This is a genomic window from Nocardioides sp. (genome assembly GCF_964228225.1).
GTDB lineage: Bacteria > Actinomycetota > Actinomycetes > Propionibacteriales > Nocardioidaceae > Nocardioides.
The window spans coordinates 1-15412 of the sequence record NZ_CAXQZB010000003.1 but is presented as its reverse complement, the minus strand read 5'-3'; the positions used below and the strand labels follow the sequence as shown (position 1 = coordinate 15412).

Annotated in this window: 14 protein-coding genes; 10 read left to right on the top strand and 4 right to left on the bottom strand. The window is 74.4% G+C overall.

Annotated elements, in window-relative coordinates:
- Window positions 1-32: 32 nt before the first annotated feature.
- Window positions 33-338, bottom strand: coding sequence for a hypothetical protein (locus tag ACERUJ_RS00640; RefSeq protein WP_370246500.1), 306 nt, complete (start codon window positions 336-338; stop codon window positions 33-35).
- A 118-nt stretch (window positions 339-456) separates the two neighbouring features.
- On the opposite strand from ACERUJ_RS00640, the gene ACERUJ_RS00635 reads away from it, so the two are divergent.
- The 7 genes from ACERUJ_RS00635 to ACERUJ_RS00605 all read left to right on the top strand — a co-directional run bounded on the left by ACERUJ_RS00635 (window position 457) and on the right by ACERUJ_RS00605 (window position 8517).
- Window positions 457-855 carry a hypothetical protein gene (locus ACERUJ_RS00635; protein ID WP_370246499.1) on the top strand — a complete coding sequence of 133 codons (399 nt, stop codon included), beginning with the start codon at window positions 457-459 and terminating at the stop codon, window positions 853-855.
- An 84-nt stretch (window positions 856-939) separates the two neighbouring features.
- A complete protein-coding gene (locus ACERUJ_RS00630; protein ID WP_370246498.1) occupies window positions 940-1983 on the top strand; it encodes a rod shape-determining protein in 1044 nt (347 codons plus the stop codon).
- Window positions 1980-2903 (top strand): rod shape-determining protein MreC, encoded by a 924-nt coding sequence (gene mreC, locus ACERUJ_RS00625; protein WP_370246497.1) that lies wholly within the window; start codon window positions 1980-1982, stop codon window positions 2901-2903. The genes ACERUJ_RS00630 and mreC overlap by 4 nt, the downstream gene beginning before the upstream one ends.
- Window positions 2900-3469, top strand: coding sequence for a rod shape-determining protein MreD (locus ACERUJ_RS00620; RefSeq protein WP_370246496.1), 570 nt, complete (start codon window positions 2900-2902; stop codon window positions 3467-3469). The genes mreC and ACERUJ_RS00620 overlap by 4 nt, the downstream gene beginning before the upstream one ends.
- Window positions 3466-5583: a penicillin-binding protein 2 gene (gene mrdA, locus ACERUJ_RS00615; RefSeq protein WP_370246495.1), complete on the top strand. Its 2118-nt coding sequence runs from the start codon at window positions 3466-3468 to the stop codon at window positions 5581-5583. The genes ACERUJ_RS00620 and mrdA overlap by 4 nt, the downstream gene beginning before the upstream one ends.
- Window positions 5580-6788 (top strand): rod shape-determining protein RodA, encoded by a 1209-nt coding sequence (gene rodA / locus ACERUJ_RS00610; RefSeq protein ID WP_370246494.1) that lies wholly within the window; start codon window positions 5580-5582, stop codon window positions 6786-6788. Before mrdA ends, rodA begins: the two co-directional genes overlap by 4 nt.
- Window positions 6789-6819: 31 nt before the next feature.
- Window positions 6820-8517 (top strand): CopD family protein, encoded by a 1698-nt coding sequence (locus ACERUJ_RS00605; RefSeq protein WP_370246493.1) that lies wholly within the window; start codon window positions 6820-6822, stop codon window positions 8515-8517.
- 204 nt (window positions 8518-8721) lie between these two features.
- Here ACERUJ_RS00605 and ACERUJ_RS00600 read toward each other — a convergent pair whose 3' ends face one another.
- Window positions 8722-9828 carry a calcium:proton antiporter gene (locus ACERUJ_RS00600; RefSeq protein ID WP_370246492.1) on the bottom strand — a complete coding sequence of 369 codons (1107 nt, stop codon included), beginning with the start codon at window positions 9826-9828 and terminating at the stop codon, window positions 8722-8724.
- Between the two features lie 45 nt (window positions 9829-9873).
- Here ACERUJ_RS00600 and ACERUJ_RS00595 point away from each other — a divergent pair, with 45 nt between their 5' ends.
- From ACERUJ_RS00595 to ACERUJ_RS00585, 3 genes are all read left to right on the top strand, one after another.
- Window positions 9874-11505: an MDR family MFS transporter gene (locus ACERUJ_RS00595; protein ID WP_370246491.1), complete on the top strand. Its 1632-nt coding sequence runs from the start codon at window positions 9874-9876 to the stop codon at window positions 11503-11505.
- A 42-nt stretch (window positions 11506-11547) separates the two neighbouring features.
- Window positions 11548-11853 carry a hypothetical protein gene (locus tag ACERUJ_RS00590; RefSeq protein ID WP_370246490.1) on the top strand — a complete coding sequence of 102 codons (306 nt, stop codon included), beginning with the start codon at window positions 11548-11550 and terminating at the stop codon, window positions 11851-11853.
- 67 nt (window positions 11854-11920) lie between these two features.
- Window positions 11921-13891, top strand: a complete 1971-nt coding sequence (locus ACERUJ_RS00585) for a TIGR03960 family B12-binding radical SAM protein (RefSeq protein ID WP_370246489.1) — start codon at window positions 11921-11923, stop codon at window positions 13889-13891.
- Between the two features lie 6 nt (window positions 13892-13897).
- On the opposite strand, the gene ACERUJ_RS00580 is transcribed toward ACERUJ_RS00585, so the two are convergent.
- Together ACERUJ_RS00580 and ACERUJ_RS00575 are read right to left on the bottom strand one after the other, a co-directional pair.
- Window positions 13898-14113, bottom strand: coding sequence for a hypothetical protein (locus tag ACERUJ_RS00580; protein WP_370246488.1), 216 nt, complete (start codon window positions 14111-14113; stop codon window positions 13898-13900).
- 104 nt (window positions 14114-14217) lie between these two features.
- Window positions 14218-15412, bottom strand: a 1195-nt coding sequence (locus ACERUJ_RS00575; protein WP_370246487.1) for an HNH endonuclease signature motif containing protein, incomplete at its 5' end; no start/stop codon positions are given.

Sequence of the window (15412 nt, the reverse complement as noted above, 5' to 3'; positions counted from 1 at the left end):
CCGCACCCGGACGGGTGCCGTGACGGTCCGGCTCAGCCGGCCCCGGGCGCGCGCGGACGCCGGGCGCGGCGCTGGGTGCGGCGTCCGGGCGGGAGGGCGTCGTCGGGGGCACGCGGGCTGCGGTGCGCCGCGACGGCGGCGACCGAGCGCGGTCCGACCCGTCCCGTCGTGAGCACCGAGGCCACCAGGGCCGCCGCCAGCAGCACCGCGAGGGTGCCGGCGAGCGCCGCCGCCGGCGGCACGGCGGGAGCGGGACCGAGTCCACCCCCGAGCAGGAGCAGCAGGGCGCCCAGGGACCCGACGACGTACGCGAGCGCGCGGCCACCGGGTCGGGTCATGACGCCATCCTGCCCCGGCGCCGGTGAGCCACACCCCGGCACCGGTCGAGTAGCGGACGGCGTCGCGCTGAGTCGGCGTACTCACGCGCCCGCAGCGCCGGGCGTCGAGGCTGGAGGCATGACCCGCTCCACCACCTGCACCGCCGGCGACCGGCGGATGACCCGGCTCGCCGTGCTGCCCTTCCTCGCCACGCTCGTGTGGGCGGGGACGGGCTGGTGGCTGCTGCGGCCGGCCGCCGAGGTGGTCCTCGTGCCCGCCCTGGCCGTCGGCACCGTGACCGGGCCGCTGGCCGTGCTCGCGCTGCTGTCGCAGCGGGCGCGACCCTGCCGCGCGTTCGCCGTCGCGGGGGCGCTGGCGCTCCTCGTGGCCGGTCCCGCGCTGTGGTCCGCGGCGGCCGGTCAGGGCCTGCTGGCGTGGCTCGGGCCGGTGGTGTGCCTGGTCCCACTGACGGCCGTCGTCGCGGCGATCGGTCACGACACGCCCCAAGCGCCTCCTGCGTCACACCAGTCCCACTGATTACGCTCGACGCAGGGCCAGTGGTGGCGGTGCGCGCACCGGCCCGACTTCCCCTGTCGCGCACGACCAGTGAGGCCTGCGCAGATGGCGAACAGCATCATCGGCCGCGACATGGCGGTCGACCTCGGGACCGCCAACACGCTGGTCTACGTCCGGGGCCGGGGCGTGGTGCTCGACGAGCCCAGCGTCGTGGCGCTGCACGAGCAGACCGGCGAGGTCCTCGCGGTCGGCCGCGACGCCAAGGAGATGGTGGGCCGCACCCCCGACCACATCCGCGCCCTGCGCCCGCTGCGCGACGGCGTCATCGCCGACTTCGAGGCCACCGAGCAGATGCTGCGCTGGTTCATCGCGCGCGTGCACCGGCGCCGCTACCTGGCCCGCCCGCGCATGGTCGTGTGCGTGCCCAGCGGCATCACGCCGGTCGAGCGCCGCGCGGTGCAGGAGGCCGGCTACCAGGCCGGGGCCCGCCGCGTGTTCATCGTCGAGGAGCCCATGGCCGCCGCCATCGGCGCCGGGCTGCCCGTGCACCGCCCCACCGGCAACATGGTGGTCGACGTCGGCGGCGGCACCACCGAGGTCGCGGTGATCTCACTCGGCGGCATCGTGACCTCGCTCTCGATCCGCACCGCCGGCGACGACCTCGACCAGGCGATCATCACCTGGCTGAAGAAGGAGCACGCCCTCATGCTCGGCGAGCGCACCGCCGAGGAGGTCAAGACCACCCTGGGCTCCGCCGCGCCCGGCCCCGAGGACGACGTGCCCCACCGGGTGCGCGGCCGCGACCTGGTGAGCGGGCTGCCGCGCACCGTCGAGGTCACCGCCGCCCAGGTGCGCGAGGCGCTCGCGGAGCCGCTGCACGCGATCGTCGACGCCGTGCGCGTGACGCTGGACCAGACCCCGCCCGAGCTGGCCGGCGACATCATGGACCGCGGCATCGTGCTCACCGGCGGCGGTGCGCTGCTGCGCGGGCTCGACGACCGGCTGCGCGCCGAGACCGGCATGCCGGTGCACGTGGCCGACGACCCGCTCACCAGCGTCGCCCTCGGTGCAGGTCGCTGCGTGGAGGAGTTCGAGGCCCTCCAGCAGGTGCTCGTGGCCGACCGACGTGCGGTGCGGAGCGGCCGATGAGGCGCGGCTGGGGCCTGCCGCCGGGGGAGGGCGAGCGCCCTGCGCCCTCGCGGGCGCTCGTGCTGGCCCTCGCGCTGGCCTGCGCGAGCCTGATGGTGCTCGACCGCGCCGTCGGCGGCGAGGACGGCCGCGGCCTGGACCCGCTGCGCTCGGCGGTCGGCAGCGTCGTCGGGCCGGCCCAGAGCGGCGTCGCCGACGTCGTGCGACCCGTGACCGGCCTCTCCGGCTGGTTCGAGGACCAGCAGCGGCTGCGCGACCAGGTCGCCACGCTGCAGGCCGAGAACTCCGACCTGCGCTCCCAGGTGCGCACCCGCGGATACGACCTGCAGCGGCTCGCCGAGTTCGAGGGCCTCACCAGCACCGCCGCCCGGCTCGCCCTGGACCTGGTGCCCGCGCGCGTCGTCGCCGTCGGGCCCTCACAGACGTTCTCGGCCACCGTCACCATCGACGCCGGCAGCCGCGCCGGGGTGCGCCCCGACATGACCGTGCTCAACGACGACGGCCTCGTGGGCCGGGTCCTGCGCACCACCCCGCAGACCGCGACCGTGCTGCTGATCATCGACCCCGACGCCGTCGTCGGGGCGCGGATCGCCCCCTCGATGGACCTCGGCTTCGTGCGCGGCAGCGGCAGCTTCGCCGACGACGCGCGCCTGGAGCTGGAGCTGGTCGACACCACCGTCGTGCCCCACCGCGCCGACCCCGTGGTGACCTGGGGCGACGACACCGGTGCCGGACCGTTCGTGCCCGGCGTGCCGATCGGGGAGGTCACCGCGGTGTACTCCAGCCTGCGCGAGACGACCCAGCGCGCGGAGCTGCGGCCCTTCGTCGACTTCGGCTCCCTCGACCTCGTCGGCGTCGTCGTGCCGGCCGGCACGCCCAGCGACCGCGGTCTGGTCTCGGCCGACGGGAGCATCGGATGACCCGCCCCGCCTCGCCGGCCACGGCTCTCGGTCTCGCCGGGCTCACCCTGCTCGCGCTGCTGGTGCAGACCTCGGTGCTCGGCACCCTCGGCGGGCTCGGCCCGCACGGGGTGGTGCCCGACCTCGTGCTCGTCGTCGTGGTGGGCGTCGGGCTCGTGCGCGGGGCCCGCGACGGGCTGGTCACCGGCTTCGCCGCCGGGCTGCTCGTCGACCTCGCCCCGCCGGCCGACCACGTCGCCGGGCGCTGGGCGCTGGCCCTGATGGCCGCCGGCCACCTCGCCGGACGGCTCGACGTGCCGGGCCGCATCGGGCCGCTCGTGGCCGGTGCCGCCGGTGCCGCCTGCGGGTTCGTGGCCGTCACCGTCGTGGCCCTCACCGGCCTGGTGCTCGGCGACGACGCGTGGTCGGTGGGCGACCTGCTGCCCGTGGTGCTGCTCGTGACGCTGCTCGACGGCCTGGCCGCCGCGGTGCTGGTGCCGGCGGCGGGCCGGGCCTCCCGCGCCTGGCGGCGTCGTCGTGACCGGGGCGGGGAGCCGGCCCGGGCCCTGGCCGGGGTGCGCCCGTGAACCAGCACACCCGGCTGCGGCTGGTGGTCATCCAGGCGCTGGTCTTCTCGCTGTTCGCGACCCTGTTCGTGCGGCTGTACTACCTCCAGGTCGTCACCGGCGAGGACTACCGGGGCCGTGCGGCGGCGCAGTCGGTGCGCGAGGTGGTCGTGCAGCCCAGCCGCGGCCTCATCGTGGACGCCCAGGGCCGCCCGCTCGCCGCCAACCGGCTGATCTGGGTGGTCTCACTGGACCGCACCCTGCTCGACCGCCTCAGCGACACCCAGCGCGAGCGGCTGCTGGCCCGCGTGGGCCGCGCCGTCGAGCTGCGCCCGCGGCGCATCGAGCAGCGGCTGCTGACCTGCGGCGACGAGGGTGCCATGCCCGGCGTGTGCTGGAACGGCTCGCCCTACCAGCCCGTGCCGATCGCGGAGGACGTGCCCGAGCAGGCGGCCCTGCGCATCCTGGAGCAGCCCGAGGACTACCCCGGGGTGGTGGTCGACCAGCAGAGCGTGCGGGCCTACCCGAGTCCGTTCGGCATCAACGCCGCCCACGTGCTGGGCTACCTCAGCCCGATCACCTCCGAGGAGCTCAGCGCGGCCGAGAGCGCGGGCGACCTGTCGGTCAACGGCGCCTCCGTCGTGGGCCGTGCCGGCATCGAGCAGGAGTACGACCGCTGGCTGCGGGGCATACCCGGCTACCGCGAGGTCAAGGTCGACTCCCGCGGTCGGGTGCTCGGCGACGACGGCGAGGTGCAGGCCCAGCCGGGCGACACCCTGGTGACCTCGCTGGACGCGCGGGTGCAGAGCGTGGTCGAGCGTCAGCTGGCCGCCACCATCCGCACCGCCCGGGCCACCGTCGACCCCGTGACCGACCGGCCCTACGTCGCCGACTCCGGCGCCGTCGTGGTGCTCGAGGCCGACACCGGCCGCGTGGTGGCGATGGCCAGCCAGCCGACCTACGACCCCGGCCTGTGGGTGGGCGGCATCACCAAGCGCCAGCTCGCCCGGCTGTACTCGGAGAAGGCCGGCACCCCGCTGCTCGGGCGCGCCACCCAGGGCCAGTTCGCGCCGGGCTCGACCTGGAAGCCGTTCATGACCGCCGCCGCGCTCACCCACGGCTACTCGCCCGACACGCGGCTGGACTGCTCCTCCTCCTTCCGCGTCGGCAACCGCGACTTCAAGAACTACGAGTCCGGCGCCTACGGGATGATCACCTTCGCACGCGCCCTCGAGGTCTCCTGCAACACCTTCTTCTACCGCGTGGGCTACGACTACTGGCGCCGCTACGGCTCGGACGAGTCCGACGTGGACGCCAAGGACCCGCTCGTCGCCGAGGCCGAGGCGTTCGGGTTCGGCTCCGAGACCGGGGTCGACCTGCCCGGCGAGGCCTCGGGCCGCATCGCCGACCGCCGGTGGAAGCGCGCCTACTACCGCTCGATGAAGGGCTACTACTGCGGGATCGCCCGCAAGCCCCAGGACGCCCGGACCTCCGACTTCGTCTACCGCTTCGCCACCGAGTTCTGCATCGACGGCTACGCCTACCGCGCCGGCGACGCCGCCAACTTCGCCATCGGTCAGGGCGACACCATCGTGACCCCGCTCCAGCTGGCCCGCGGCTACGCCGCGATCGCCAACGGCGGCACGCTCTACGCCCCGCGCGTGGCGCGGGCGATCGTGGCCGCCGACGGCACCGTCGTGCGTCGCTTCGCGCCCAAGGTCGTCGGCCGCGTCGACCTCCCGGCGTCGGTGCAGCGCTACGTCGACACCGCGCTCGAGGGCGTCACCCGGGTCGGCACGATGGCGTGGCGGATGGGGGGCTTCCCCCTCGACGAGGTCGACATCCGCTCCAAGACCGGCTCCGCGGAGGTCTACGGCAAGCAGTCGACCTCGTGGGTGGCCTCCTACAGCGACGACTACGTCGTGGTGATGATGGTCAGCCAGGGCGGCACCGGGTCGGGCACCTCCGGCCCGGCCGTCCGCCGCATCTGGGAGGCCCTCTACGGCATCACCGGGGAGCAGGTGCGGCCCGCCGACGCCGCGATCCCCGGGGTGGTGCCGCCCGAGCAGCTGCCCCAGTTCCGGGCCGACGGCTCGGTGCTGCCGCCCGCGCCCGACCCCCGGCGGCGCCGATGAGCACCCTGGCGCCCCGCCCGTTGCGTCCCGCGCGCCCCGGCCGGCCCGGGCAGCCCGTGCGCTCCACCCGCCGGCCGGTGGCCTCGCAGCGCCGGGAGGGCGCGTGGGACTGGTGGCTGATCGGGGCCGTGCTCGCGCTGGCCACGGTGGGCTGCCTGCTCGTGTGGTCGGCCACCAGCGCGCGGGCCGAGTTGCTCGGCGGCGATCCCGACGCCTTCCTGCGCCGTCAGCTGCTGAACCTGGGCCTGGGGCTGGGGATGCTCGTGGCGGTCGCGCGCTGCGACCACCGCTGGGTGCGCCTGGCCACCCCGCTGCTCTACCTCGCCGCCCTGGCGGGGCTCGTGCTGGTGCTCCTCGCCGGCACCGTCGTCAACGGCTCACGGTCCTGGCTGATGGCGGGCCCGCTGTCCGTGCAGCCCTCCGAGCTGGCCAAGCTCGCCGTCGTGGTCGGGATGGCGCTGGTGGCTGCCGAGCGCACCGAGGGGCGGTGGGGGCGAGGCATCGGGCACGTCGACGTCGTGCTGATGCTGCTGGTCGCCGCCGTGCCGGCGGTGCTGATCCTCGCCCAGCCCGACCTCGGCACCACCCTGGTGCTCACCGCCACCGTGCTCGGCGTGCTCGGGGCCTCGGGTGCCCCCCGCCGCTGGCTGGTCGGCCTGGGCGTGCTCGGGGCCGCCACCGCCACCGCGGCGCTCGCCGTCGGGGTGCTGCAGGACTACCAGCTCGACCGATTCCTGGCCTTCCTCGACCCCGCCCGCGACCCGCGCGGCGCCGGCTCCAACGTCGAGCAGGCGCGGATCGCGGTCGGCAACGGCGGGCTGTTCGGGCAGGGCCTGTTCCACGGCTCCCAGACCCGGGCCGGGTTCGTGCCCGAGCAGCACACCGACTTCGTCTTCACGGTGGCGGGGGAGGAGCTCGGGCTGCTCGGCGCCGGCGTGCTCATCGCCCTGCTCGGGGTGGTGCTCTGGCGGGCCCTGGTGATCGCGGTGCGCGCCCGCGACCTCTACGGCCGGGTGGCGGCGGCCGGCATCGCCTGCTGGTTCGGCTTCCAGTCCTTCCAGAACATCGGCATGTGCCTGGGGATCATGCCGGTCACCGGGGTGCCGCTGCCGTTCGTCTCCTACGGCGGGTCCTCGATGTTCGCCGGCATGATCGCGGTGGGTCTGCTGCTCTCGATCGCCCGCCGCGACCAGCGCCGCCGCTGAGCGGCACGCGCCCGTACCGCACAATGACGCAGTGCCCTCCGTGACACCGCGTCGTGCGCCGCTCGCGCTGCTCGTCGCCCTGCTCCTCGGGCCGCTCCTCGCCCTGGGTCCCGGGACGGCCGCGCCCGCGGCCGCCCACGCCTCGCTGGTGGCCACCGACCCGGCCGACGGCGCGGTGCTCGCGAGCGCGCCCGCGCAGCTGACCTTCACCTTCGACGAGGCGGTGCGCACCGGGCCCGACGCCGTGCGCCTCTACGACGCCGCGGGGCGCCCCGTGTCCCTCACCGTCACGGCCGAGGGCGACCTGCTCACCGCACGGCCCGACGCGACCCTCGCCGAGGGCAGCTACGTGGCGGTGTACCGGGCCGCCTCCAGCGACGGCCACCCGATCGCCGGCACCGTCACCTTCGCCGTGGGGGCCCCGAGCGAACGGGTCGTGGCGCCCCCGCCGGTGCAGGTCGAGTCGGCGCAGGTCCGCACCGCCCTCGGGGTCGTACAGGGCGTGGGCTACCTCGGGCTGCTCGCGGCCGCCGGCCTGCTGGTCTTCCTCGCCGTCGGGCTGCAGGGGCTGCGGGTCGACGACGCGCTGCGCACCCGGCTGGGACTCGCCGCCGGGTGGGCCGCCGGGATCGCGCTGCTCGCCGGCGTCATCGGGCTCCCCCTGCAGGGCGCCTACCAGCTCGGTCTGCCGGCCACCGCGCTCGGGGAGCGGGCGGCGGTGGATCCGGCCGTGATCGGCGAGCACCTGCTGGTGCTGGGCCTCATCGCCTGCGGACTCGCGGGCGCCCTGTACGCGCTGCGGCGCGGCGCGGGGCGTACGTGGGTGGCCGGCCCGGCGCTCGTCGCGGCGTTCGCCCCCGCGCTGGTGGGCCACTCGCGGGCGATCGAGCCGGTCTGGCTGGTGGTGCTCACCGACCTCGGCCACCTCGCGGCCGGCACGGTGTGGTTCGGCGGGCTGCTCGGTCTCGTGCTCACCCTCGGCGCCCTCGCCGGCCGGCCCCGTGACGCCGCCGCCGTGCTGACCCGGTTCTCCGCGGCCGCCGCGACCGCGCTCGGCACCGTGGCCGTGACCGGCACCCTCATGGCCTGGCGCATCCTCGAGACCCCGTCGGCGCTGCTCGACACCGCCTACGGCCGGGTACTGCTGGGCAAGGTGGCGCTCGTCGGCGTCGTCGCGGCCGTGGCCGGCTGGAACCACACGCGGCTGCTGCCCGGCGTGGTCGACGGCGTCGGCCACCGCGACCGGCAGGCCGCCGCCCACCGGGTGGCACGCAGCGTGCGCGTGGAGGCCGGGGTGCTCGTGGGCGTGCTGCTGGTGGCCGGGGTGCTCACCACCCTGTCCCCGCGTCCGGCGGAGAGGACGGCGCTGGTCGCCGCCCCCACGGTGACCCGGGTCGACACCCCCGACGCCCGGGTGCTGGCCGGCGTCGCCACCGACTCCGGGGGCGACTCCGGCGGCGACTCCGGAGGGGAGGGCGGTGTCGCGGGCCCCCGGCTGCTGCTGCGCCTGCAGGACCCCACCGGTGCGCCGCTGGCCCCGGTGGCCCCGCCCGAGGTGCGGGTGCGCGCGGGCGACCTCGACCTCGGCGTCGTCACGCTGCGCCAGACCGGGGTGGGCGCCTACCTGGCGCTCACGACGTTCCCGCGCCCGGGGCGCTGGGACGTGCGGGTGCGGTTCTTCCTGCCCGACGCCGCCCCGGACGTGCGGCTGCAGGTCGTCGTCCCCTGAGCCGGTCCTGAGCCGGCCCTGACCGGCCCGGCGCCGGAACGCCCCGCAGCCGCTCCAGCGTCCGGATCCGGCGGCGGATCCGCGGCCGGCGGCCACGGGGCGTGCTGGGGAGAGGGCGGCGGGTGTGCGCACCGTACGCCGATACCCCCGCCCGCACCATGGGAACGGGCTCTGGTCCAGACCAGGCGAGGGTCAGGACAGGGGTCAGGGATTGGCGGCGAGGAAGAGGTAGGCGGCCAGCAGCACCAGGTGCACCCCGCCGTTGAGCGGCTTGGCGCGGCCCGGCACGACGGTGAGGATGCTGACGGCGACGGTGATGACGAGCAGCACGATCTGGGTGGGCTCCAGGCCGAGGGTGAGCGGGCCGTCGAGCCAGATCGAGGCGATCGCGATGGCGGGGATCGTCAGGCCGATCGAGGCCATGGCCGAGCCGTAGGCCAGGTTGAGGCTGATCTGTGCGCGGTCCTGCGCCGCGGCCCGGGTGGCGGCGATGGACTCGGGCAGCAGCACCACGAGGGCGATCACCACCCCGACGAACCCGGCCGGGAAGTCCAGGGCGGCGACGGCGTCCTCGATCGCGGGGGAGGAGACCTTGGCCAGCCCCACCACGCCGACCAGCGCCACCACCAGCAGGCCCAGGCTGAGCCAGGCCTCCCGCACCGAGGGCGGATCGGCGTGGCCGTCGCCGTCCTCGTCGTGCAGGCCGCGCTCGCCGGTGGGCACGGGCAGGAAGAAGTCGCGGTGCTGCACGGTCTGGGTGAACACGAACAGGCCGTAGAGCACGAGCGAGGCGACGGCGGCGAAGGCCAGCTGCGAGCCGCTGAACTGCGGGCCCGGCTCGGCGGTGGTGACCGTGGGCAGCACGAGGGTGACACCGGCCAGCGCGATGACCGTGCCGAGCGCGGACCCGGTGCCCTCGGGGTTGAACTGGGCGAGGTGGTGGCGCAGCGCGCCCACCACGAGCGCCAGTCCGACGATGCCGTTGAGCGTGATCATGACGGCCGCGAACACGGTGTCGCGGGCCAGGGTGGAGGTGTCCTTCCCGCCGCTGGCCATCAGCGTGACGATGAGGGCGACCTCGATGATCGTGACCGCGACCGCCAGCACGAGTGAGCCGTAGGGCTCGCCGACCCGGTGGGCCACCACCTCGGCGTGGTGCACCGCGGCCAGCACGGCCCCGATCAGCACCGCGGCCACTGCGACGATCAGGACCGTCGGCAGGTCGCGCCCCCAGGTGAGGGCGAGCACGACGGCGGCACCCATCGGCAGGATCGTCGTCCAGTTGCCGCGTCCGGTCGTCGTCCCTGCCACGGATTCCACCCTAGTGGGCCGCTGTGCGGCGTAAGATCGTTGCCGATGTCAACCACACCTGCCGCCGCCCCGGCCGAGACGGGCGAGTACACCCACCGCCAGATCCTCGCGATCATCTCCGGGCTGATGCTCGGGATGTTCCTCGGCGCGCTGGACCAGACGATCGTCAGCACCTCGATCCGCACCATCGCCGACGACCTCCAGGGGCTGTCGCTGCAGGCGTGGGTCACGACGGCGTACCTGATCACCGCCACCCTCACGACCCCGATCTACGGCAAGCTCGGCGACCTCTACGGCCGCAAGAAGCTGTTCATGACCGCGATCACGATCTTCATCGTCGGCTCCGCGCTGTGCTCGTTCGCCACCTCGATGACCACGCTGGCGATCTACCGCGCGATCCAGGGCCTCGGCGCGGGCGGGCTGTTCACCCTGATCCTGGCGATCATCGGCGACATCGTGTCCCCGCGTGAGCGGGCGCGGTACACCGGCTACTTCATGGCCGTCTTCGGTACCTCCAGCGTGCTCGGCCCGCTCATCGGCGGCACGTTCGCGGGCGCCGACTCGATCCTGGGCGTCACCGGGTGGCGCTGGGTGTTCCTCGTCAACGTGCCGATCGGCATCGGCGCGCTCCTGGTGGTCACCCGCACCCTGCACGTGCACCACACCCCGCGCCGGGCCCGCATCGACTGGTGGGGCGTGGCCTCGCTCGTCGTCGCCCTGGTGCCGCTGCTCACCGTGGCCGAGCAGGGCCGCGAGTGGGGCTGGTCCTCCGGTCGGTCGGTGGCCTGCTTCGTGATCGGCGGGATCGGGCTGCTGGCCTTCATCGCCGCCGAGCGGGCGATGGGGGAGGACGCCCTCATCCCGCCCAAGCTGTTCCGGATCCGGGCCGCCGCGGTCACCGTGGCCGCCAGCGTGATGGTCGGGGTGGCGATGTTCGGCGGCATCATGCTGCTCCCGCTCTACATGCAGATCGTGCACGGCGCCTCGCCGACCGAGTCCGGCTTCCTCATGCTGCCGATGGTCGCCGGCATGATGACCGCCTCGATCGGGTCGGGCCGGATCATCTCCCGCACCGGGAAGGTGCAGCGGTTCCCCCAGGTGGGCTCGGTCCTCATCCTGGTCGCGCTGGTCCTGCTCTCGTTCAGCACCGCCGACACCGCGATCGGGCTCGTGCTCGCCCCCATGTTCGTCCTCGGTCTGGGGCTGGGTTCGTGCATGCAGCCGCTGCTGCTCACCGTGCAGAGCGCGGTGCCGCCCACCGACATCGGGGTGGCGACGTCGTCGGCCACGTTCTTCCGCCAGATCGGCGGCACGATCGGGGTGGCGGTCTTCCTCTCGGTGCTCTTCGGCCAGGTGGGCGGCAACATCTCCTCCGCCTTCGCCGCCGAGGCCGACGACCCCGTCGTCGCGCAGGCGCTGGCCGACCCGGCGCTGCAGGAGCGGATCGCCGGGGTCGAGGACGACTCCTCGGTGATCGAGACGCTGCCCGACGCCGTCGCCCACCCGATCAAGGTCGGGTTCGCGGAGTCGATGGACGACGTGTTCCGGCTCGCCGCCGGCGCCGGGGGCATCGCCTTCCTCGTGCTGCTGTTCCTGCCGGCCGTCGAGCTGCGCCAGGTCTCAGCCCAGGCCGCCGCCCGCGCCGACGCTGCCGCGGCCGGGCCGGTCCCGGACTGATCGGCGCGGACTGATCGGAGGGGGACGGGGTAGAGGGTGCCGGTGCCCCGTGCGACCTGCCTGCTGCTGTCCCTGATCGGTCTCGTCCTGCTCGCCCTGGGGGTGCTGCGCGGGGTGAGCGGCCACGAGGACAGCCTGGTCGACTGCGGCTCGGTGGTCTCGCCCGTCACCTACATCGCGACCTCCCCGCAGGACCAGGAGGTCGTGTACGCGGCGCACTGCGCCCGTGAGATGGCCTTCGCCACCGGCCGCACCTGGGCGTTCCTCGGCAGCGGGGCGACCCTGCTGATCGTGGCCGGCGCGGGCGGTGTCGGGGCGGCGACGCAGCGTCGTCGGCGTGACGTGTGAGGCGCTGAGCGGGCCGACGACGGCGCCGATCCCCTCGGGTGGGCGGCGGGCTCCTAGAATCGTGGCCATGTCCGCGCCCACGCTGCACGCCCCCGGGGCCAGTCTGTTCCCGCTGCTCGAGCCGCTGCTGTCCTCGGTGTCCAAGCCGATCCAGTACGTCGGCGGCGAGCTGAACTCCACCCTGAAGGACTGGGACTGCGCGCCGGAGGGCCCCACGGTGCGGTGGGCGCTGATGTACCCCGACGCCTACGAGGTCGGCCTGCCCAACCAGGGCGTGGCGATCCTGTACGAGGTGCTCAACGAGCGCGACTGGATCGTGGCCGAGCGCACCTACGCGGTGTGGCCGGACCTGGAGAAGGTCATGCGCGAGTCGGGCGTGCCGCAGTTCACCGTCGACCAGCACCGGTCCGTGCGCGACTTCGACCTCTTCGGCCTCAGCTTCTCCACCGAGCTGGGCTACACCAACATGCTCAACGCCCTCGACCTCGCGGGCATCCCGCTGCACGCCGTCGACCGTGACGAGACCCACCCCGTGGTGATCGCCGGCGGGCACGCGGCGTTCAACCCCGAGCCGATCGCCGACTTCGTCGACGCCGCGGTGCTCGGCGACGGCGAGGAGGTCGTGCTCGCGATCTCCGAGGTCGTGCGCGAGTGGAAGGCCCAGGACCGGCCCGGCGGGCGCGAGGAGCTGCTGCGGCGCCTCGCCGTCACCGGCAACATCTACGTGCCGCGCTTCTACGACGCCCGCTACGGCGACGACGGCGCGCTGGTCGCGATCGAGCCGAACCGGCCCGGCATCCCGCACCGCGTGCGCAAGCACACCCTGATGGACCTCGACGCCTGGCCCTACCCCGCCAAGCCCCTGGTGCCGCTGGCCGAGACCGTGCACGAGCGGTTCAGCGTGGAGATCTTCCGCGGCTGCACCCGCGGGTGCCGGTTCTGCCAGGCCGGCATGATCACCCGCCCCGTGCGGGAGCGCTCGATCGAGACGGTCGGGGCGATGGTCGAGAACGGCATCCGCAAGTCCGGCTTCGAGGAGGTCGGGCTGCTGAGCCTCTCCAGCGCCGACCACACCGAGATCGGCGACATCGCCACCGGTCTGGCCGACCGCTACGAGGGGTCCAACGTCTCCCTCAGCCTGCCCAGCACCCGGGTGGACGCCTTCAACATCACCCTGGCCAACGAGTTCTCCCGCAACGGCCGTCGCTCGGGTCTGACGTTCGCGCCCGAGGGTGGCAGCGACCGGATGCGCAAGGTCATCAACAAGATGGTCAGCGAGGACGACCTCATCCGCACGGTGGCGGCGGCGTACTCCCACGGCTGGCGGCAGGTGAAGCTCTACTTCATGTGCGGTCTGCCCACCGAGACCGACGAGGACGTGCTGCAGATCGCCGAGCTCGCCAAGCGGGTGATCGCCACCGGCCGCGAGGTGTCGGGGCGCAACGACATCCGCTGCACCGTCTCCATCGGCGGGTTCGTGCCCAAGCCGCACACCCCGTTCCAGTGGGCCGCGCAGCTGGACCACGAGACCACCGACGAGCGGCTGCGCCAGCTGCGCGAGGCCGTGCGCTCGGACAAGCGCTACGGCCGCGCCATCGGGTTCCGCTACCACGACGGCAAGCCCGGAGTCGTCGAGGGCCTGCTCTCGCGCGGCGACCGTCGCGTGGGCCGCATCATCGAGGCGGTCTGGCGCGACGGCGGCAGGTTCGACGGCTGGAGCGAGCACTTCTCCTACGACCGCTGGATGGCGTGCGCCGAGCAGGCGCTGGCCGGCACCGGCGTCGACGTCGACTGGTTCACCACCCGCGAGCGCGGCTACGACGAGGTGCTGCCCTGGGACCACCTCGACTCCGGTCTGGACAAGGACTGGCTCTGGGCCGACTGGGAGGACGCCCTCGCCGTCGCCGACGGTGCCGAGATCGAGGTCGAGGACTGCCGCTGGACGCCGTGCTACGACTGCGGCGTGTGCCCCGAGATGGGCACCGAGATCCAGGTCGGTCCCACCGGGCAGAAGCTCCTGCCGCTCTCGGTGGTCTGAGGTCGCTCAGTCGGGGCTGCGATCGGCGATCGCGGTGAGCCGCGCGGTGGAGGCGGCCCAGTCGATCGAGGTCGGGAGTTTGCTGACGTGGCGCAGCAGCCCGGCCGACCCGTCGACCTGCTCGCGCAGGATGTCGGCGTGGCCCGCGTGCTCCACCTTCCAGGCAAGGGTGTCCCGCGCTCCCTGGAGGTAGTGCTGCAGGGTCGCCTTCTCCTCGCTCACCATCCGCCCCTCCTGCCCCGGACCGTGTCCGGGCAGCACGGAGCAGCACCGGGAGGCGGCACCCGGGGTGGGTGCCGCCGGGCGGTGGTGCTGGGCCGGTGCCCTCAGTGGAGTGGGGTGGTGCCGGTGGGGCCGCGGAGGTAGCGGCTGCCCGACGGCAGGGTCCACAGATAGGACCCCCCGTCGGGGGTGGTGAGGGGTTCGTAGGTCCAGCCGTGGTGGGTCTTGAGCCGGTGGTGGCGTCTGCAGAGGCAGGTGAGGTTCTCGGTCGACGTCGGTCCGCCCCGGGCGGGGTGGGCGTGGTCGAAGGGTTCGATGTGGTCGAGGTCGGCGCCGCGGGCGGAGTGCGTGCAGTAGGGGGCGACGCAGGTCCCGTCCCGCACGATCACGGCCTCGCGGATCATCGGGGTGGCTTCGTATGCGTCGGTGTGTCGCACGGCGCCGGTGTCGAGGACCGGGCGGACGACGACCTTGGTGCCCGCGACGCCGCACCAGCTCTTGATCTGGCGCAGGGTCACGGGGATCCGGGTGTTCTCCAACCGTCCGATCCCGGTGCCGGCTTCGAGGGCGGCCTGGGAGAGGTGGACGTAGAGGGTGAGGTCCCGTCGGTTCCTGGGCTCCCGGTCCTCTTCGCTCGGGGCGCCGAAGTCGAGGGCGAGCTGTTTGCGGCCGAGCTCGCCGAGGGCCATGGAGCGGCGGACGTCGAGGGTGTCCTCGCTGCCGGCGGCCTTCAGGTCGGCGGCGACCTCGCCGAGGGCCCGGTCGAGGTCGAGGGCGTCGGCGGCGTCGAGGGTCGCGAAGAGTTCGACCACGCCGTCGGCGCCGGCGGTGGTGGTGCCGATCAGGACCCGGCGCCCGTCGGCCGCGGCCTTGGCCTGCTCGGCGGCGAGTTCGGGGTCGTGGGCCGCGATCGCGGCGGCGACGGTGCGGTCGAGCTGGGCGAACGAACAGGAGTGGGCGTAGGCGGCGAGACGGGCGTCGACGTACTCGGCGACGGCGGCGTTGCGGCAGTAGGTGCGGTCCGCGATCAGCCGGGCCCGCCACACCGACACCTCACCAGCCAGCACCCGCACCCACAGGCGCGGGAGGCGGGTGGCGCACTCCTTCGCGGCTGACAGGTACCCCAGACCCGACTGGTAGGTCCGGCCGGTCGCGCACGCGAACTCCGCCACCGCGGACTCATCGATCCCCGCGACCTCCTCCATGGTCTCGGGCCGCCCGTCCGAAACGGTCCAGGGGAAGAACGGATGCGCGACCGCGAACTCCGCAGCGCCGACGAAGAACCGCCGCTCCGCCGCT